The 20,084-nt window shown below is 37.5% G+C and carries 20 protein-coding genes; 5 read left to right on the plus strand and 15 right to left on the minus strand.

Translation table 11 applies throughout. From position 1 onward, the window contains the following. Positions 1 to 99: 99 nt before the first annotated feature. Entirely contained in the window at positions 100 to 900 is an 801-nt protein-coding gene (locus tag CY0110_RS06400) for a pentapeptide repeat-containing protein (RefSeq protein ID WP_083794056.1), read from the plus strand. Positions 901 to 1,031: 131 nt separating this feature from the next. On the opposite strand, the gene CY0110_RS06405 is transcribed toward CY0110_RS06400, so the two are convergent. From CY0110_RS06405 to CY0110_RS06415, 3 genes are all read right to left on the minus strand, one after another. Continuing rightward, on the minus strand, positions 1,032 to 3,398 hold the full coding sequence (locus CY0110_RS06405; RefSeq protein WP_008274521.1) for an ATP-dependent Clp protease ATP-binding subunit: 2,367 nt from the start codon (positions 3,396 to 3,398) through the stop codon (positions 1,032 to 1,034). A gap of 174 nt (positions 3,399 to 3,572) precedes the next feature. Then, positions 3,573 to 4,928 (minus strand): BatD family protein, encoded by a 1,356-nt coding sequence (locus tag CY0110_RS06410; RefSeq protein ID WP_008274522.1) that lies wholly within the window; start codon positions 4,926 to 4,928, stop codon positions 3,573 to 3,575. Continuing rightward, on the minus strand, positions 4,925 to 6,556 hold the full coding sequence (locus CY0110_RS06415) for a vWA domain-containing protein (RefSeq protein WP_008274523.1): 1,632 nt from the start codon (positions 6,554 to 6,556) through the stop codon (positions 4,925 to 4,927). Before CY0110_RS06415 ends, CY0110_RS06410 begins: the two co-directional genes overlap by 4 nt. Positions 6,557 to 6,843: 287 nt before the next feature. Between CY0110_RS06415 and CY0110_RS06420 the strand changes: the two genes are divergently transcribed. Then, complete coding sequence (locus CY0110_RS06420; RefSeq protein WP_008274524.1) at positions 6,844 to 7,743, plus strand: DUF4238 domain-containing protein; 900 nt, start codon at positions 6,844 to 6,846, stop codon at positions 7,741 to 7,743. Between the two features lie 53 nt (positions 7,744 to 7,796). Here CY0110_RS06420 and CY0110_RS06425 read toward each other — a convergent pair whose 3' ends face one another. The 3 genes from CY0110_RS06425 to CY0110_RS06435 all read right to left on the minus strand — a co-directional run bounded on the left by CY0110_RS06425 (position 7,797) and on the right by CY0110_RS06435 (position 9,986). Further along, a complete protein-coding gene (locus CY0110_RS06425) occupies positions 7,797 to 8,261 on the minus strand; it encodes a transcriptional regulator (protein WP_008274525.1) in 465 nt (154 codons plus the stop codon). A gap of 92 nt (positions 8,262 to 8,353) precedes the next feature. After that, positions 8,354 to 9,340, minus strand: coding sequence for a vWA domain-containing protein (locus tag CY0110_RS06430; RefSeq protein ID WP_008274526.1), 987 nt, complete (start codon positions 9,338 to 9,340; stop codon positions 8,354 to 8,356). 49 nt (positions 9,341 to 9,389) lie between these two features. Next, positions 9,390 to 9,986, minus strand: coding sequence for a Uma2 family endonuclease (locus CY0110_RS06435; RefSeq protein ID WP_008274527.1), 597 nt, complete (start codon positions 9,984 to 9,986; stop codon positions 9,390 to 9,392). Positions 9,987 to 10,162: 176 nt separating this feature from the next. On the opposite strand from CY0110_RS06435, the gene CY0110_RS30805 reads away from it, so the two are divergent. Further along, positions 10,163 to 10,231 (plus strand): PEP-CTERM sorting domain-containing protein, encoded by a 69-nt coding sequence (locus CY0110_RS30805; RefSeq protein ID WP_071943791.1) that lies wholly within the window; start codon positions 10,163 to 10,165, stop codon positions 10,229 to 10,231. A 111-nt stretch (positions 10,232 to 10,342) separates the two neighbouring features. Here the strand turns inward: CY0110_RS30805 and CY0110_RS06440 are convergent, their stop codons facing one another. The 9 genes from CY0110_RS06440 to CY0110_RS06480 all read right to left on the minus strand — a co-directional run bounded on the left by CY0110_RS06440 (position 10,343) and on the right by CY0110_RS06480 (position 17,522). Further along, positions 10,343 to 10,609, minus strand: coding sequence for a Txe/YoeB family addiction module toxin (locus CY0110_RS06440; RefSeq protein ID WP_008274528.1), 267 nt, complete (start codon positions 10,607 to 10,609; stop codon positions 10,343 to 10,345). A gap of 7 nt (positions 10,610 to 10,616) precedes the next feature. Then, on the minus strand, positions 10,617 to 10,868 hold the full coding sequence (locus tag CY0110_RS06445) for a type II toxin-antitoxin system Phd/YefM family antitoxin (RefSeq protein WP_008274529.1): 252 nt from the start codon (positions 10,866 to 10,868) through the stop codon (positions 10,617 to 10,619). 284 nt (positions 10,869 to 11,152) lie between these two features. Beyond that, positions 11,153 to 11,686: a DUF4381 domain-containing protein gene (locus CY0110_RS06450; RefSeq protein WP_008274530.1), complete on the minus strand. Its 534-nt coding sequence runs from the start codon at positions 11,684 to 11,686 to the stop codon at positions 11,153 to 11,155. Continuing rightward, complete coding sequence (locus tag CY0110_RS06455; RefSeq protein WP_008274531.1) at positions 11,683 to 12,600, minus strand: DUF58 domain-containing protein; 918 nt, start codon at positions 12,598 to 12,600, stop codon at positions 11,683 to 11,685. The genes CY0110_RS06450 and CY0110_RS06455 overlap by 4 nt, the downstream gene beginning before the upstream one ends. 4 nt (positions 12,601 to 12,604) lie before the next feature. Further along, positions 12,605 to 13,591: an AAA family ATPase gene (locus CY0110_RS06460; RefSeq protein WP_008274532.1), complete on the minus strand. Its 987-nt coding sequence runs from the start codon at positions 13,589 to 13,591 to the stop codon at positions 12,605 to 12,607. 197 nt (positions 13,592 to 13,788) lie between these two features. Beyond that, entirely contained in the window at positions 13,789 to 14,193 is a 405-nt protein-coding gene (locus CY0110_RS06465; RefSeq protein ID WP_008274533.1) for a hypothetical protein, read from the minus strand. A 138-nt stretch (positions 14,194 to 14,331) separates the two neighbouring features. Then, positions 14,332 to 15,654 (minus strand): FAD-binding oxidoreductase, encoded by a 1,323-nt coding sequence (locus tag CY0110_RS06470; protein WP_008274534.1) that lies wholly within the window; start codon positions 15,652 to 15,654, stop codon positions 14,332 to 14,334. 67 nt (positions 15,655 to 15,721) lie between these two features. Further along, on the minus strand, positions 15,722 to 16,231 hold the full coding sequence (locus CY0110_RS06475) for a hypothetical protein (protein ID WP_008274536.1): 510 nt from the start codon (positions 16,229 to 16,231) through the stop codon (positions 15,722 to 15,724). A 253-nt stretch (positions 16,232 to 16,484) separates the two neighbouring features. Continuing rightward, a complete protein-coding gene (locus CY0110_RS06480; protein WP_008274538.1) occupies positions 16,485 to 17,522 on the minus strand; it encodes a CAP domain-containing protein in 1,038 nt (345 codons plus the stop codon). A 50-nt stretch (positions 17,523 to 17,572) separates the two neighbouring features. On the opposite strand from CY0110_RS06480, the gene CY0110_RS06485 reads away from it, so the two are divergent. Together CY0110_RS06485 and CY0110_RS06490 are read left to right on the plus strand one after the other, a co-directional pair. Beyond that, on the plus strand, positions 17,573 to 18,214 hold the full coding sequence (locus tag CY0110_RS06485) for a 7-carboxy-7-deazaguanine synthase QueE (RefSeq protein ID WP_008274539.1): 642 nt from the start codon (positions 17,573 to 17,575) through the stop codon (positions 18,212 to 18,214). A gap of 112 nt (positions 18,215 to 18,326) precedes the next feature. Further along, positions 18,327 to 20,039, plus strand: coding sequence for an ABC-ATPase domain-containing protein (locus tag CY0110_RS06490; RefSeq protein ID WP_008274540.1), 1,713 nt, complete (start codon positions 18,327 to 18,329; stop codon positions 20,037 to 20,039). Positions 20,040 to 20,084: the final 45 nt, after the last annotated feature.

The raw sequence follows: 20,084 nt of genomic DNA on the forward strand, positions 1-20,084 counted from the left end.
ACGAACATTTAAAGCTATTTCTCTAAGGTGGGCAAAGTTTTTTCTTTTAGAGGTCGTCTAGAATAAATTTCGGATTTGCCCACCCTGGGGTCTAAATTTATGAACTATATTGTATCTTTTTTATTCTATCTAATAAGGTTCTTTCTCAAGCTTTTTAAACGATTTTTTGTCTGCTTGCGAAAAATAGCAATTCCCATTATTCTTATTCTAATCTTCGTTAGCTCTATAATTTTCATGTTTTTGTTCAGGATAGATCCTTTTTTTGAACTGTGGAGAACTGGTAATTGTCCTGCATGTGAGTTATTTCAGGCTGAACTAACTTTTAAAAATTTAAAAGGTGCTAATTTTGAACATTCTGAGATAGTCGATGGTGACTTAAGAGGTGCCAATTTAGAAAATGCCAACTTAGACGGTATAAGTTTATGGGGGACAAACTTAAGTGGCGCTAACTTAAAAAACAGTGATTTTGAGCTAGCAAAAATTATGCTTAGCAATTTCAGTAACACTAACCTAGAAGGATCTCTTTTTAAAGAAACTTCCATTGATAAAACTAACTTTCAAAATGCCAACTTAAAAAATGCTGATTTGCGGGGAGCTTATTTTTTAGGTGGAAATAACTTTCAAAATGCTAACTTGGAGGGAACTAACCTAATAATTACTAAGCTCAAATACGCTGATCTCAGAGGCGTGAATTTAAGTGGTGCTAATTTGCAACATACTGATCTAACTGGTGCTAATTTAAGTGGTGCTAATCTGAGTGGTGCTAACCTAGATAATCCCATTCTAACAGACGCTAATTTTGAAAATACCAATTTACGAGGTGCTTCTTTTAAAGGAGTTAATTGGAAAGGAGTACAACTTAGAGGTGCTATTATGCCAGATGGAACGATTCATCCATAAACTATAATTGTATTGTAAGGTGGGCATTGCCCACCCTACTGTCTTTGAAAATAAAATAGAAAAAGCACCATATTCTCTATAAAAATATGGCGCATTGTTGGGAAAGAATATTTAATTTTTAGTGAGACAAATTAGCGATCAACGTAAGCGTAATTCGGTTGTAAAGTAGACTGAACCATGACTTGATTATCCTCAGAAACATCCACGTTTACAGTGTCACCATCTTGGATATTTCCAGCTAAAATTGATTCAGCTAAACTATCTTCTAAACGTCTCATAATGGCGCGACGTAGGGGTCTTGCTCCGTAACTGGGATCATAGCCTTCTTCAACCACTAACCCTTTGAATTCATCGCTAACCGTTAAAGTAATTTGACGTTGTTCATACAATTGTTGAGCCACTTCTCCTAATAAAATATCAGCGATTTCTGTGACTTCAGGTTTAGTCAATTGACGGAAGACAATCATCTCATCTAAACGATTCAAAAATTCAGGACGAAAATGCTGTTTTAATTCATCATTAACCGCTTCTTGAATTCGCTTATACTGAACATTTTCCTCATCATTTTCGGTTTCAAAGCCAAAGTTATAACCGCCTTTTTCAATTACTTTTGACCCCAAATTAGAAGTCATAATAATTAAGGTGTTTCTAAAATCGACAGTGCGGCCTTTACTATCGGTGAGTCTTCCATCTTCTAACAGTTGTAAGAGTAAATTGAAGACATCGGGATGAGCTTTTTCGATTTCATCAAAGAGAACAACACTATAAGGTTTACGACGTACCGCTTCGGTTAGTTGGCCTCCCTCTTCATAACCGATGAAACCAGGAGCAGTTCCGATTAATTTAGAAACCGTATGACGTTCCATGTATTCAGACATATCTAACCGAATCATGGCATCTTTTGAACCGAATAAAAATTGAGCTAATGCCTTGGTTAATTCCGTTTTACCTACTCCCGTAGGTCCAGCAAAAATGAAACTAGCAATAGGACGTTTGGGGTTTTGTAAACCAATTCTTGATCTGCGAACCGCTTTAGATACCGCTTTTACCGCATTCTCTTGACCGATAATCCTCTCATGTAAATTATCTTCTAAATACATCAAAGATTCTGACTCAGTTTCTGTCAGCTTGTTAACAGGAACACCTGTCCAAGCGGTAACAATTTGGGCGATATCTTCTTCATCAACAACAGGAACTAAAGAGTCAGGATTGATGACAGGCGCTTCTTTTTCGGCTTCAAAAGAAGGCTGCATTTTCTTCTGTAAAGAATGACGTAAATGAATGCGAGATCCGGCTTCATCAATGAGATCAATAGCCTTATCAGGTAAGAAGCGATCGCTAATATATCTCTCTCCTAAATTAGCAGCAGCTTCTAAAGCTTGTTGAGAAAATTTGACTTGATGATGAGCTTCGTATTCTTTACGTAATCCTTGTAAAATTTCGATAGTTTCTTCAACAGAAGGTTCTCCTACCATCACCGGTTGAAATCGTCTTTCGAGGGCTGTATCTTTTTCAATATGTTGACGATATTCATCTAAGGTTGTTGTCCCTAAACATTGTAATTCACCCCTCGCTAAAGCAGGTTTTAAGAGGTTAGAAGCGTCCATCGCCCCTCCCATACTTCCTGCACCGACTAAGGTATGAATTTCATCGATAACAAGAATAATGTTGCCGTCTTCTTTAACTTGCTTGACAATGGATTTTAGTCGTTCTTCAAATTCACCTCGGAAACGAGTGCCGGCCACTAATAACCCCATATCGAGGGCAATAACTCTCTGATTCTGTAACAGTTCAGGAATATCCCCTTCTATAATACGCTGAGCTAATCCTTCTGCGATCGCAGTTTTACCCACCCCAGGTTCTCCCACTAAAACAGGATTATTTTTAGTACGACGACCGAGTATTTGTATGACTCTTTCTATTTCTCGCGTTCGTCCCACTACGGGGTCTAATTGCCCTTCTCTAGCTTTTTTAGTTAAATCTGTCCCAAACTGTTCTAAGGTAGGTTTAGGTTGGGAAAAACTATCGAATGGAGAGGTTTTTTGTCCTGCGGTCACAGGTACAGGTTCTTCTCCTAGCCTTTTCACTAAGGTAGTGCGTAATTCCTTAATGTCGATACCTTGAGCGACTAAAACTTTGACTGCTACTGTGTTGGGGTCAGATAGCAGTACCAAAAAGATGTATTCTGGGGTGACATAACTATTATCTTTTCTGGCTACCTCGAAAGATTTTTCTAAAATTTGTTTAACCGTAGGTGTAAACGGTAAATTGTTTGGACTAAATCCCGCCCCTTTGCCCCTTAATCTTTCTATGGCTTGTCTTGTTGTGTTTAAGTTCAGCCCCATCCCTTGTAAAATCTTAGCGGATAAAGAGTTTCCTTGACCCAGTAATCCTAATAACAGGTGTTCTGTCCCGACTAAGTTCTGTCCCATGCGTTGCGCCTCTTCTTGGGCAAGCATAATAACTTTGATGGCTTTATCAGTAAAATTCTCAAACATAAATTTTGGCTTACTTCTCGTTACATTTCTTCATAGTATATTTACACTTTATCGTTTTTTGGCAAGGGATGCAGTGAGGATAGCCGTAATTTATTAAGATGAGGATTAAAAAAGCGGTCAGTATTATAAAAATATAGCTGACGACTGATAACTGATAGCTTGTTAAAACATAAGCTAAAAGTGTGGATTAAGAGGCGGTAAAATGTCTAAGTCTATTGAGTACATTTGACTGGTTTTAGATGCTAGATGTAACCAATGTTTTCTAACTCGATGAATACTTTTTTCCAACTTAGCTCCCGACCAGTTTAAATTGCTATCTTTATTACTATTTTTTCCAAATAAAAGGGCTTCAAGTTGTTTGATTTCTTGAGTTAAAGAAGGATCTTTGACTTGACTTAAAAAATCATTTACAGTAAGAGTTTTAGAATCTTTAGTTGTAGAATTCAGCCATTTTAGCAATTCTCTCCAAGTTTTTTGGGCATTATTATTTAAAGTAGCTTGACGTAAACGCTGAAAAATCACTGGTTCATCTTCACTTCTTTTCTGTTGATAATTTTGATAAAAAAGTTGTAACTTTTGGCGATAGTAAAAAAATATACCCAACAAAAATATAACCCCAGTGAGGCCAATCAACCCTTGTATAAATAATTGTTTAAGAGGTGTTTTTACTCGAATTTTAACCTTAGAAATATCCGTTTTTTCTAAAGATTGGGTTTGAGTATTCCACCAGATAATGGATAAAGAAGGTAATTGGTATCGACCTGGTTCAGAGGCAATATAAGAGATGCGATCGCTTCTAATGGCTGTTAACTGACCTCTTTCAAAACGATTAGTTAATAAAGGTGGATCGGGATAAGCAGCTAAACCGGATGTATCGCCAGGATTAATAGACGGTAAAAATGTTGCTAATGTATCTACAGCAGCGATCGTCACTATGCGTTCAATGGTATCACCGACTTGCAATGACTTTAATTCTGAATTCCCATTTATGTTAACCTCTGTCTTGACCTCCAGATTGGATGTAGCGATAATGGGGTCTGAAGACTCAGAGGCTAGTTTTGAGGGTAATTGAGCCATAAAGCTAGTCTCTTGGGTAGACAAAGTGATGGCTTCTCCTGTGCCTCCCCCTGGAATGATTTTCACCGAAATAGTAGGAAGATAATAACGGCCTGGCAGTTGAGGAAACAGGAAATAGCTGTGACGCTGACCTGCATAAGTTTGATTTTTGATGCGTTTAGTCAGATTTAACGTAGCATTGGGAGGCAGAAAAGCAATAGTATCGTCAATTTGAATGTCTGAAAATTGGGGTGCTTTAGCAAACCAACTGTTAACAAAAACATCAACATTAACGGTAACTTGTTGTCCAACGATGGGATTTTTGGGTTCTAAACTGGTACGTAAAAATACATCAGGATGATCATCAGCTAGAGCATTAGACGTTAAAATTCCACTGCATATAAAGGAAATAAGCAGTAAAATTAAGGCTTTTTTGAGTCTACTTAACCATCTTTTTTCGATTATCTGTTTCATTGATCTTTAGTTTCGAGTTGATATTGAAACTTTTGTTTTAAAAAATCAGCCGGAGTTGTTTGCACATTTTGCAGCCATAAATCAGCGATCGCAGTATTACCGATACCATCTAAATTGGGTCGAGGATGATCATTATCTTGATCGTCGTCTGAGGGAGGCGTATCGTCTTCGACTATTTTGTCAGCTTTTAAATCTCCTGATTGTTCTTCGGGACGTTGTTTGGCTAATTCCTCTTCTTTTTCTAATAATTTTTGAACGAGATCGCGATTATTTTGAGCATCAGCATAGTCTGAACGCATTCCTAAAGCGCGATCGTAGTTTTTCAGAGCATTTTTATAATCTTCTTGTTGAGCATAAGCATTACCCAAATTGAAATAGATTTCTGGTGTTTTCGGTTTAATCTCAGAAAATTGCTGAGTTGCTTGCTCAAAATCCTTATTAATATAATAAGCAATTCCTTTCCAAAAAGGATTATCAAATCTTTCGGCTGCGTCTGCATAATTACCCCGTTCAAATAACCAACGACCTTGTTGATCACGGGTAAGCCAGAGGTTAACGAAAGAAGACGGTTGCTCAGCTAAATAAATGCCCTGATTCCCATAGGGATCAGCTAAAACAGGAGATTCCCACAGGAGAAAACCGACCAAAAACACCGCCAACCATTGAATTGTCCACCCACGACGAAACCATAATAATAACAATCCGGCTAAGGGGTAGACTAACCAATAACCTTCATTACGCCAGCGATCGCTATCTGACTTTTCTATGTCGGTTAGGTGTTTCTGAATATGTTGATAGATTTGCTCGACATCGCTATTATCTAAGCTGACATAGGTTACATAAACCCCTGCTTGACGACTCAACTTTTCCAACCCTTGGCGATCAAGACGGCTATAGGTTGAAGTTGTATTATTAGCATCAGCAATATTACCGCCTTCTAAGGTTCCTATGCCTAAAACCACAATATCATTCTCACTTTGCTGGGAATATTCAATAAATGCTTGAGTTTGGTCAACTCCAATCCCATCAGTAATAAATAAAATACTACCTGGTACAGTGGTTTTTGATAAGGCTGTGTCAGCAACCTTTAAAGCCTGATTAGGAGCATTCCCAGGTATTGGCATCAGATTGGGGGAAAGAACCGTTAAATAGGTTTCTATAATGCGAGAATCCTCCGTTAAAGGCATGACTAAATGGCCGCTACCGGAATAAGCGACTAAAGCAGTTGATCCCGTGCTGCGTAACGCCAAGAGATCCCGAATTTTTTGCTTTCCCCGTTCTAAGCGTGACGGTTGAATATCAGTCACCGTCATCGAAGGAGAAAGGTCTAAAGCGATCGCCAGTGGTGCTTCATCTTCAGCAAAAGGGGAAGGTTCTCGTTGCCAAGTCGGCCCAGCTAAAGCAAGAGTCGCTAGAATAAATCCGGCCAAAAGCAGTCTATAGGGGCGTACTCTCTCTTTTTCTCCCTTTTTATCGATTAAATAAGGTAAAAGATTCGCTGAAATTAGGTTACGCCATTGAGAAGTGGCTTCTTGCTGCCGTTGGAGTAGAAAGTATAGTGTAAGACTAGGAATTAAAGCCAGCAGCCACAGGGGATAAATAAAGTGAAACTGGGAGAGTTCAATCATAATTTATTCTATAATCATGATGGACTTAGACATTTGACCCTAATTGGCAGATATAGTTATTAGGTTTGTCGAGAGGGCAATATTTAAAGCGTTTCTGGGTAGTGTAATTATAGGGTATCTTAGATCGAAAGTTTCCGTTTTGTATTCTATAATCGGTGATTATTCAAAAGGAGTTGGTATGATAAATGGTTTGATCGTCCACGCCTTACTGCAGCTAGGTTCCCCTTTTCACTTGCTAAATTGGTAACAATGGATTCTTGAAAAGACCTCTTGCCCAAAACAGGACTATGAAGAAACGTCGTCAACACTATGTATGGAGACATTATCTAGAAGCATGGGCATCCAATGGAAATTTATGGTGCCACCGTCTTGGTAAAAATGTATTTTCAACCAGCACACAAAACGTCGCCAATGAAAGGGATTTCTATCGCCTTCGCGAGATGTCTGAGTTTGACCTTTTAGTTGTCAAAAAGTTGGCAATAGAACCACTAGCATCAGACCTACGCGAGATCGCTGAGGGGTGGATTCCTCACTTCACATTCTTATTCAAGCTCAAACGCAAATATCAGGAAACTGGATCTCCTGAGTTCAAAGATGTCCTGGATGAATATATCAATAATCTAGAGGAAGATATGCTGGCTGGACTCGAACAGCGGGCAATTCCTTTTCTTGAATCACTTCGTAACGAAGATCCTAATTTGCTTACCGATGCAGAAAAATCTATCTTTCACACTTGGTTTCTAGCTTCACAATACTTTCGTACACCGACAATGTTGGAGAGCATGACGAGCGTCCTTAAGAAAATACCGGATTTCAATGCTGAGGCATCCTTCGGTTTAATGCGCACAATCTTCTCATGCAACGTCGGTCGGTCACTTTGGCTTGGTAGAAAGACTCTGCGCGTAACTTTTCTCCGTGCCAATTCTATTCCTTTCATTACTGGCGACCAACCAATGGTGAACATGAAAGCAATTAATCTTGAGCCGGGCGTATCTCCACAGGAACTTGAACTCTACTATCCAGTATCTCCGAGTTTAGGGGTTCTATTTGACTTTGATGCCCCTTGTCGTTCTTCCACCACGAAGCTTCTCACTACAGAGGAAGTGCGTGTATACAACCAGGTGATTGCTAAAAAATCAAAACGGCAGATTTACGGCATTAACCGTGCTTCAATTGAAGACGTTTAAGTGCGATCGCCGATCTTGTAGATTGGGCTGAGTAGTCGCTAAAATGTCTTAATTCAGCCAAAAGCGTGAGTGACTAAGGGATTAGATGAAGCGATCACTTGCATAATAGTTGGATCAATTTCCACCCAAACTGTTGCGCCACAGGGTTTGGGATTATAAGGATCATAAATAATTTGGCATAAACCGTCTAAAATGTTAACTTGATGGCAATACTTAACTTTACTGCCTTGTTTTATACAAATCACAGGCTCTTTCTCCGTTTTTTTAAGATTATCGCGAATCAGTTGTTGATTCACATGAATATAAGTTGTTGCTTCTTGAGGACGTTTACGCCAAGTTCCTTTTGGACCTCGCTTCCCTGGAATAATTTTGGGCATTTTGCCGTTATACAAAGGAATTTGCCAGCGTCGTCCTTCTTTAAACGCCCCTTCAATTCTCTGGGCGTAAAGTAATTGTTGTACTCGTTGACGGGAAATCCCTAAAAGATATGCTGCTTTGGCCACAGAAACACAGTTCATCTCACCATAAACCCTAGTGCTATAGTTTTTTACTAATATAACCTGAGTTCGGTTTAACTAATCATAGTCTCTAGTTAGCAAAAAATGTCTATTTAAAACTTTTCTTGTGATTTTAAACTCTTCACTGACATGACCAGATGATAGCTTAAAGCAATCAGTAAAAATAGAGCCACAGGAACATAAAATAAATCTCGTCTCGGTTGATAAGACCGACTATTAAACTCTTGGGGTTCTAGTTGATCGAGAATATCATAAATTTGAATCAGTCCTTGGCGATCGCTTCCTCGAAAAAACTGACCACCAGTCTGATCTGCTATTAATTGTAATGTCTCTTCATCAATCTTTTCAGTTCCCTCGGTTTCTGGGTTCCCAATGGCAATAGTATAAATGACAATATTTCTTTGAGCAGCAAATTTAGCAGCCTGATCGGGAGGAACCTGACTCCCTGTATCATTACCGTCCGTGAGTAAAATTAAGACTCGATTCTCGGTTTTGCTGTCCTCAAAGGTTTGAATGGCTAGGCCAATGGCATCTCCTAACATGGTCTGTGCGCCTGCCATGCCAATTTGAGCCTCATCCAGCAGAAATCTGGCGGTTTCTAAGTCTTGGGTAAAGGGAACTTGCAGATAAGCTTTAGTGCCAAAAAGAATTAAACCGATTCTATCTCCTTCTCGTCGTTCGATAAAATCATCCACCACTAATTTAACCGCTTCAAGACGATCAATTTTATTACCTTGTTGGTCTTGAAAATCCTTAGCTTCCATCGACTGGGATAAATCGACCAGCAACATTAAATCTCTAGCTGATTGAACTTGAGTGATGGGTTCGCCTAACCATTGAGGTTGGGCTATGGCGATGACCACTAATAACCAACAGATAGGAACGAGCAGTTTTTGTAACCAGTTAGGCTGGAGTACCGTCGCCCCTCGATTTGGGGTTTTCCCTGTTAGTTTGACGATATCTTGAAAAAAAGGGACTTGAAGACCTTCTTGGGGTGTGGTATAAGGAGGACTCAACCACCACACCAATAAAGGCAAGGGCATTAATACAAACAAGTAGGGTCTGGCAAATTCAATCATTTGAACAAAAATTGTGATGTATTCCCCCATTTTGCAAGCATAAGATACTTTAATAGTTTTGGGGATTCGGTGGTAACATTTCACCTACCTCGATTTTAAGATCAGGAAAAGCTAAGAGAGACACGGTTTCATTTTCTTGAAGAATTGTCTCCTTTTCATAACCTTGCTCTGTCCCATTTCTAAAAAGGTGCAAACAACGATTATTAATATCTAAAACCCAATAATCCTTAATGCCAGAACTTCCATAATCTATAGCTTTTATTTGACAATCCCTTTTTAAGGTACTGTCAGCTATTTCAATAATTAAATACACTTCTGAGGGGAAAGGATGATGATCTAAATAGAGCAATTCATCTGCTACAATTATGGCAATATCAGGTTCAGGTTCAGAAAAATTATTCAGTTGAATGGGTAATTGGGTTTGAACTAATGCTTTTTCTCCTAACCTTTTTTCTAACAAACGACTAACAATTCTAATGGTTGTCGCATGAGGTGTTCCTTGAGGACTCATTTTTTGTATGATTTGACCAGCAACTAATTCTACCGCTTCATCAGGTTGTAATAGTCCTACTTCAACCATACGATGATAGTCTTCAACAGTCCATAATCTTAATGGGATTTCCTTATTTTTAGAAATAATTTGCATCGTTTTCGCTTAATAGGAATTTTGATAGATGGCGTTGAATGGAGAATATTTAACTCAAATATGCTTATCATACTTATTGAATTTAGGATAACACATTTTTGTTCATTGTTTCCAGGGGTATTTAGTATCGGTATTCAACCTGGTATTCAACCTATCCCCGAACCTTTAACTATTTTATTTTAGGTGCAGGAACTGCTCTTGCTTTTGGTGGTGCATTTAAGCGCAAGTTAGCTAAGAAAAAATAAGCTTAATAACTGTTTTTGACACCACTGTAGAGAGGTTTCATGAAACCTCTCTACAAAACAAGGGATAATCGTTAATCTGTGGAAAGGATTCATGAATTTTCCCTACATTTATCATTCTCCATAATGTGTCCACATCCGCAAAACTTTGACAATCTTTTCATCATCAAAAACTTGATAAACTAAGCGATGTTGAATATTAATCCGACGAGAGAAAACAGGTGCTGATGTCCCTTTAAGTTTCTCGAAACTTGGTGGAGATTGATACGGATTTTCCTCTAATAGTTCTAGAATTTTTGATACTTTTCTTTTTAGTCCAGTTGAACCTATTTTGAGAGAATCTTTTTGTGCTTGTTTAGAATATTTTAATTGCCAAGCCATAAATTTATTACCAAGGAAGAGAGTCTGAACAATCCTCAATGGGTTCATTTATTCCTTCTTCAATGGATTCCCACATACCTGGAATTGATTTTAAGTAAAGGGTTTCTTGAAGGGATTTCCAATCTTCTTCACTGACTAAAACAGCGTTACTATTTTTACCAGTAATTGTTACAGGTTTATGGGATTTATTAACTTCTTCCATAAGAGTTAAAAGCTTTCCTTGAGCTTCTATGAAGGAAATATTTTTAGAACTTGACATACTCACTCAATTCCCTTTCTTAAGTATAAAATGACCATTTTTATTATATCATATTAGTAAAATGAGCAAACAAGAACTAACAGGTTATGTTTTAACTCATATAAAGATCATTAATATCAATTCCTAATTCTCTTAACTTATATTCTAATCGGTTGCTTGTTAAAAATTTCGATAGCAGTTAACCCTATTTCTAAAAATCTTGTCCACCCTACAAAATCGGGTTTTATTTTTTCTTTAGTAACAGTCTTTTAAAAGCGAATTTGGTATTACTTAATTGTTAGACATTAGGTTGAGGTTTCTTGATGTTTAGCGAGCCAATGACGAGCAAAATCAAACAAATCAATTACAGTTTCAGACGATAGCTGACTTATCATCTGATTAGATTGATAAGCTAATTGAGTGAGTATTTTTCCTTGTTCTGGGGTGAGCAAGTTTCCTGAATAGGTACTTTCTAAAAAAGTAAGCCATGCTTGACCAGTTAATGACGCAACTTGTTGCCGAGGATAAACAGCTAAAGCCGTTTGTTTCAAAAGGATAGGCAGTTCTTTTAAGGCATTAACTTTAGTTTCTGGTGTTTGCAGAGCTTTCTCTAATTGCCGAAGACGCTTCAATGCTGCTCGACGGTAACGGTTTTTTTGCCAATATTGATAAAATTTAATGACCCAAATAATAACAAGAATGAATATAATTTTTGCCAGTATTGTCCAGCCAATTGTCTGGGGAAAATAACGGGGAGGTTCTGGTAAGGAAATCTCTCTAAACCCGTTGAGCATATAGCTGCCAAAATTAGGATCTTTTAGGGTTTCAGTTGCTTTCATCTGCTACCTCCTAATAATCTGATTAATTGAATCGCCGCATCTTCATCGGTATTAATTTCTAATAAAGGGACTTTTTGTTTTAAGAGAATTTCTTTTCCTATGTTTAATCTTTGTTGAAAATTACTCTGATATTGTTGTCGCAATTTAGAATTACTACTATTAATAATTAATTGTTGTTCTCCATCGCTAACGGTTAAACGTCCAGCAGATGGCAGTTCTTTTTCTAAGGGATCATAGACAAACACAACAATGACATCATTGTGTCGAGCCAGTCGCGTCATCAGTTCCTTACTGGTTTCATCGGCTCCTCTCAGGTCACTAATGAGGCAAATTAAGTAATCATGGGTAGCCGATCGCACTCCATAGGTCAGAGCCTGATTCAGCATGGTTGCATTGGAAGTCATCTCTCGATTCAGACGTAAGGCTTGATTTTGGATGGCAATGGTTTTGAGAATTTGCATCACGCGATCGCGACTTCGATAGGGTCGAATTTGTTCGATCTTGGAATCATTAAAAACAATTGCCCCAACGCGATCTCCAGCATCAACAACTCGCCAAGCTGTAAGGGCTGCTACTTCTGCTGCGGTGACTGATTTCATCGCTTTTTGGGAGCCAAAAAACATGCATACTCGCTGATCAACGATCAGTAAAGTAGGGCGATCGCGTTCTTCGGTATATACTCTCGTATAGGTTTTCCCGGTGCGAGCGGTTACTTTCCAGTCAATGGTACGAATATCGTCTCCTGGTTGATAGCGACGAAGTTCCTCAAAATTCAATCCTCGTCCTCGCAACCGAGAATTATGACGACCTGCGAGTAAACTATTGATAGGCTGACGGGGCAAAAAACTAAAGCCTTTCGCTTGATACCGTAGACGCGCTAATGCTTTGAGGTCAATGGTTACACCAGTTGTCATGATTTTACGCCACTGCTACTAACTTGAGCATTTCTTCAATAACGCGATCGCTCGAAATGCGATCGGCTTCTGCTTCGTAACTTAAGGCAATGCGGTGTCTTAGCACATCTTTGATAATAGCTTGTACATCATCAGGAGTCACATAGTTCCTGCTTTGCATCCAAGCATAGACACGAGAGGCTTTATCAAGGCTAATAGAACCTCTAGGACTTGCACCAATGCGAATCCAGCTTGCCAGTTGAGAGTCATATTTTTCGGGGTAGCGAGTCGCAAAAATTAAATCGGTAATATAAGTTTCAATGACTTCTGAAACATGAACCTCCTGGACTTCTTGACGAGCTTGAAAAATACATTGTTGAGATACAGTTATCTTTTCTCCTGGGGGTACTACTGTTTGTTTTTCTTCCCCTCTCACCAAACGAACGACTTTTTTTTCTGATTCTTGGTCGGGATAATCGATGTAAATTTTCATCAAAAACCGATCCATTTGTGCTTCAGGCAAGGGGTAAGTTCCTTCTTGTTCAATGGGGTTTTGCGTGGCTAAAACCATAAACAGTTTGGGAAGTTCGTAAGTTGTACCAGCGACAGTTACCTGTCTTTCTTCCATTGCTTCTAGTAAAGCTGACTGTACTTTAGCCGGCGCTCGGTTAATTTCATCGGCTAAAACTAAATTATTAAAAATTGGCCCGGGTTGAAACTGAAATTTTCCTCCTTCGGATGTGTTTTGATAAATTTCTGTCCCTGTGACATCAGAAGGAAGTAAGTCTGGTGTAAATTGAATCCGACTTAAACCGACTTCTAGGGTTTTGGCAAGGCTTTTTACAGAGCGAGTTTTTGCTAAACCGGGTAATCCTTCTAGGAGTACATTACCGTTAGCAACTAGGGAAATTAAGAGCCTTTCCACAACGTAATCTTGACCGATTACAGAACGTTCCATTTCAGCCTTAAGTCGTTTAATTTCTTCTAAAGCATTGGCGTTTTCTAAAGGCATAACCGTGTTGCTAATTTTCTAAAATAGAGTTTTTTGAAAAATCTGAAAACTATTACTTCATTGGGATTAAAATAAGACTTATTATGACAATTCAAGAGGGTGGTCATCACACACCCTAACTATTTCTTAATTTTTAAGAAGCTATCAGCTATTTTCTTATAATACTGATTGCTGAGTGCTGAAGACTGATCGCTATTTTAATGATCGACTGAAATTGTTGTAACTAAGGCAACTTTGCCGTAGCGAGAATCTATTTCTAATCCTCGTATTTCTAAAATTTTCTCTGAATTGTTTAACTCATAAGTAACGATTTCATTAGGTAATAAAGGCAAACATTTAGCAAAAATATCTAATCGATATTGCTGAGGAATAAACTTTTCTTCTCCCATTTTCAAAACGAATTGATTGATAAAAGTGAGTTCTCCCATATTATTGATAATAGCAGCAGGGGTTAGAAGATTATCACACCATCTTACTGCTAAAAACCATTTTGCATCACTCAATCGATTATAAATTTTCTCCGAGTTAGGATGGGGCCAAACTTTATAACCAGACTCAACAGCCATAATAGTACCCCCCAAAAACCCAAACATTGTCATCATTTATATTCCTCATTAAACGACTTTAATTTGCTTCGTGAAAGGAAACATGACAAACAATTCACTTGATTTCTGAAGATAAAATTCTCACTCTTGCCTGTTCCCTATTCCTTTCTAAACTTAGAGTTTTTTTGTTAATTTCTAATTATTAATTTTCATTTTACCAGGATTCATTAAACCATAAGGATCAACTTCTTTTTTGAAATTTAACTGTGGAGAATCAATGGTTTTTCGTCCGCCTCCTTCTAATAGATAGGTGTGAGGATTAGCAATGCCAGCACCATTTTCTTCGTGATAACGGATGATTTCATTGACTCTTTCTTCTGTTGTAAAATGAAACAACTGTAACCCGGCAGGAATTACTTTACCCTGAAACTTGATAAACTCTAAATGAATCATTACTTCATCCCCAAAATGCTCATAGAAATGTTCTACCTTATCTAAGGTAAAGTAAAAAGTTTGTAAGTAAGTAATCGTCGGATCAACACTACGAGCATGAAGCGTGGTATGATTCCAAGTGTATTCTAATAAACTGGTTCGGTGACTGGCTTCTTCTGCGGTTTTAAAATAACTTATTTCCCCATTATATTCATAAACCAAATCCCGAAATGCTTCTAAATCGTATTCTGAAACCATTACTATAGCAGCGTGTTTATTCTCAGGTAAATAGTCTTTTAATTGATGTAAATAGCGACAAATCGGTGCAGCGTGAACGGTGATTAATTTTTTAACAATACCATCACTTTCTCCTAACCCTTGACCAAACCTTGCAGCTTGCATAAAATCATCAAAAATAACAATAATTTCGGCCCAAGGATAAGTCGGAGCTAAGGGGATTTCTAATTGTGTAATAATGCCATTAGTGCCATAAGCATGATTAACTTTTTGTACTTCGTCCCCTCGTAACTCAATCAGACAGGGTTCATCTTCTAGGGTAATCACCCGTAAAGCTTGAAGATTACCGCGATCGCGTAGTTGTCCATAGGTAATTGATCCCATCCCTACACTACCACCCCCAATAAACCCCCCAATGGTTGCGCTACGGTAGGTAGAAGGGGCCATCCGCAACTCCCACCCGGTTTGTCTAGCGAGTTTATCAAAAGCGGCCATTTTCACCCCAGGTTCTACACAAGCAACCCCTTGTTCTAACCAAAGAATTTGATTCATTTTGGTCATGTCGAGGATGACACCCCCTTCTAAGGGAATACATTGACCATAATTCCCTGTTCCGGCACCTCTGACAGTTAGGGGTACTTTATATTTAACGCAAGTTTGGGCGACTTGTACGATTTCTTCTTCTGTGGTGGGACGAATAACGATATCTCCCCGTTTATCTTGCAGTTGCTGTTGTAGAATTGGACTAAAATGATAATAATCTAGAGATAGTTTGGTAATTTGATTCGGATCGGTAATAATTTCTAAGTTCGATAAGGCTTCTTTTACTTTATCAATCGTTTGACTCATATTAAATTAATTTATCCTGACGCTAGTAGGTAAGATAAATTATATCAATCGTTGTCTTTCGGGTTTTCTATTCATGGGAATGATTATTTTGTTCTTCAGTGTCTGAATGGTCAGGTGTCAGTATCAGTATATCTCCTCTTACTTCTGTGTGGCGAATAATTCCACCCTGAAGTCCTGTCCAAGACACTAAAACTGTCCCAATAATTGCGATCGCAAGAATAATCATCGTCAACCAGTTTACAGTCTTTTTTGTCCTACTGGAAAAAAACAAACCGACTATACTGAGGGTTCCTAGGATTTCAAGCGTAATTAAAGACACCTCTGCTAACTCTTCATGTTTGTGGACATAAGCTTCAGTAACGTTAGGTACATTGAGTACAATATCAGCAGCTTGCTCTCCATAAATATAGGTGGGAATCGTAAGTAAAGCAACAATAATAAATGTCCAGTAACTCGCTTGTTTTAGGTCATCACTGGTTTTAAATATGCTATAAATTAATAATAAAAGACCAAAAATAGCACCAACAATGGGAAAGTGATTGAGTAGTAGATGAATATGAGCGGAATTCAAATTCATGATCTTTATCGGTTGGTATTGTATATTGCATAAAAAACAGAGAACGCCACACGGATCATTTAGAGTTACCGTTTATTCGTGACATCTTTTTTAATTATGATGTTTAGATTAATTAAAAGTAGTGAGAAACTAAATCTATCTAAAAGTAGAGATAATTATGACTAAATATAGCTAAGTTAAGCTAAAATACCTAGTTACAGTAACACTTTTTTTGATTATACAGATAATGATCTTATGAATTAGACAATTAAATTTACCGTTGTAATAAAAATAACTGAGTAAAATAGTATTCTCCCTCAGAATTTTTTGCAATTCCTATCCCAGTTAAATTAAAATTGCCTTCCATATTTTTACGATGGCCAGGACTATTAATCCATCCTTTAACTGCTACATCAGCTAAGTCAGGATACCCTTTTATATAAGCTAAATTTTCAGCAAAGGATTGATAGGGAATGGTTTTTCCTACAGATTTAGCCCTATTATCAAACCCATCATGACTAAACGTCGCTTGTTTACTAGCCATATCTTGACTATGTTCTCTTGCAACATAACTAATTTCTGCATTCATTGTTAATGGGGGTAAATTTTTCGATAAACGATATTGATTAACCCGACGATTTATTTCTTGTTCTAAAGCAATTAAGAACTGACCATCTTGACTTGCTTTTTCTAACAAGAGATCAGAATTTTTCCAGGGTTCTAAACTATTAGTGATTTCTGGAGAATGAGTAATATTAGAAGGCTTATCTTTTATGAAAATTTGTGTGAAATAGTATTCTCCCCTATTATTTTGTGCTACCCCTATACCAGTTTCGTCGTATTTTCCTTCAATGTTTTTAAGATTTTGGGGATGATTTAACCACTGTTTAATGGTAGCTTCAACAGGATCAAAATTATCTTGATGGGTAGCTAAATTTTCCACTCCCTTTTCATGGGGGGTACTATAACTAATAATTTTTAGTCGTTCTTCTAACTTATCATGACTAATAGGAATAATACCAGAAGCCATCCTTTCACTATGAATTCTTGCTTGTTGGGTAATTTGAGAATTCAGTTTTAATGGGGATAAATTTTTAGATAAACGATATCGATTAATTTCTCGGTGAGTTGCTTCTTCAAGGGCTTCAAGAAAGGCCGGATCGGTTAAACTAGAAGGAGCGTTAGAATTAGAAGAGGGAATCTCAGAAAGGGGACTGTTTTTGATCGGAATAGGTTCAATCGACTCACAACCTATTAAACCTATGATAACCAAGGGAAGCGTTGATAATAGTTGAAAATAAAGATGTCTCATAACACAACAAAAAAAGCCGTTACAATTGTTAGAAGTGTTAATAATAAGTTATGAATAGTTTAGCGTCAGTTGGCATGAAAGCGATCGCACCTCAATTAAAGACTTATCCTATTGTAGAAAGGTTTCACTCCTTACAAGGAGAAGGAACTTGGACAGGGATGAGTGCTTTTTTCATTCGCTTGGCTGGATGTGACGTTCATTGTCCCTGGTGTGACCAAAAAGAGTCATGGAATAGCAACCTATATCCTCAGCAGTCTATCAAAACTTTAACCGATGCAGCTAAAGCAGCTAACCCTGCTATGGTAGTGATTACAGGAGGAGAACCCCTAATACATGATTTATTCCCCTTAACTAAGGGGTTAAAACAGCTAGGGTTAAGGGTTCATTTAGAAACCTCTGGGGCCTATCCTTTAACTGGTGAGTTTGATTGGATAACCTTGTCTCCTAAACCGTTTAAAGTTCCCCATGAAACTGTTTATTCCCAGGTTAACGAATTAAAGGTTATTATTGCTAATGAAGCGGACTTAAATTGGGCAGAAAAACAAGAAAAAAAAGTGCCATCGCAAACCATTAAATATTTACAACCTGAATGGAATTCTCCCGAAAGTAAATCTTTAATTTTTGATTATATTCTAAGTAATCCTCAATGGCGTATGAGTTTACAAATTCATAAGTTTTTGGGAGTTAGATAAAGGAAATGGGGGTGTAGGGTGTAGGGTGTAGGGTGAAAGTTAAATTTACTATTCCCTATTCCCTTTCTGAACTAGCTAATTTAATTGAAGGTACAAGATATTTATTAGTAGTATGAATGATCAAGACTTATATAATAAACTTGTTTCTCTAGATAGACGGGGTTATAAAGCTTATAAAGAGATTAAAGGAACCTATGAATTTCCTAAATTTAGGTTGATTTTTGAACATATTCAAAGTGACCCCTTTGCATCTCCTAGTAAATTAATCATAAAAATTTCCCATACGATTGCTAAATTTTCTGTTGATCTGTATAAAAATAAAAGTAGAAAAATTGCTTTAGAAGACTATTTGATTCGGCAATTTAGTCAAGCTTGTTCACAACTGAGTCGCCAGAGAGGAACAGGAAAAAGTGGAAAAATTAGTATTATTAAAATTGGACAAGAAATTATTAAAAGAACTGCTGCAACGATTCATAAAAATGATCTAGAAATTCGTTTTTCTGTAGGACTTCCTGCTAAGGGAAGAACAATTTTAGGTCATCAGGCAGCACAACTATTATGTGAGGATATTCCAAATATAGTAGACACAAGTTTACTTTATCAATCTCTAAATAGTCAGAAAATTCAGAAACAAGTTGAAACGGCTGAAGATGCAGACTGTATACGAGAAAAATTACCCAAAAATAACTTAATTGCTTTTATTGCTAATGGTTCGATTTTGCCTCGTAAAAGTGGTGTTGACTCTCGTCCTTTAGATAAAAATCCTATCCCGTTTCAATCTCCAAAATCTTTAGAAATTTCATTAAATACTCCCAATAAAGGTATGCTCAAAGGGTTAGGTATTCCCCAAGGCATCACTTTAATTGTAGGAGGTGGTTATCATGGAAAATCAACTTTATTAAAAGCGATAGAATTAGGGATTTATAATCATATTCCTGGGGATGGTAGAGAATTTGTAATCAGTGATCCCTCCGCAGTAAAAATTAGGGCAGAAGATGGTAGAAGTATTGTCGGAGTTAATATTTCTCCCTTTATTAATCAATTGCCACAACACCGATCAACTGATCACTTTACCACTAAAAATGCCAGTGGAAGTACCTCTCAAGCAGCCAATATTATCGAAGCATTAGAAGCAGGTACTAAAGTTTTATTGGTAGATGAAGATACAGCCGCCACAAACTTTATGATCCGCGATCGCAGAATGCAACAATTAATTGTAAAAAATAAAGAACCCATTACCCCATTTATCGACAAAATTAAACAATTATATCTTGATTATGGTGTATCAACTCTATTAGTAATGGGAGGAAGTGGAGACTATTTTGATGTCGCGGATCACGTCATTGCTATGGATACTTTTCAACCCCACGATGTAACCGAAAAAGCTAAAAAAATTGCTCAAGAAAATCCCAATGAACGGAGGAGAGAAGGGGGTGAACAGTTTGGCAAGATAACGCCGAGAATACCGTTAGGTCAAAGTATTGATCCCAGTCGCGGAAAACGAGACGTTAAAGTGAAAGTACGAGACGTGGATCAAGTGGTTTTTGGCACGGAAGAAATTGACTTAACTGCCGTTGAACAATTAATCGAACAGGGACAGTTACAAGCAATTTCTGCTGCTATTATTTATGCTAAAAATAATTACATGAACCGTCAAACAACCTTACCCGATATTTTAGATCGAGTGATAGAAGATATTAATAGTAAAGGTTTAGATATTTTAAGTCACTTTCCTCAAGGAGATTTTGTCTTATTTCGTCGCTTTGAGTTAGCAGCAGCCATTAATCGTCTGCGATCGCTACAAATAGCAGAAAAGAATCCATAAATCGAATATAGGCACAAGGTAATAGAAATATTAACTTGAGTTTAC

Source organism: Crocosphaera chwakensis CCY0110 (genome assembly GCF_000169335.1).
GTDB lineage: Bacteria > Cyanobacteriota > Cyanobacteriia > Cyanobacteriales > Microcystaceae > Crocosphaera > Crocosphaera chwakensis.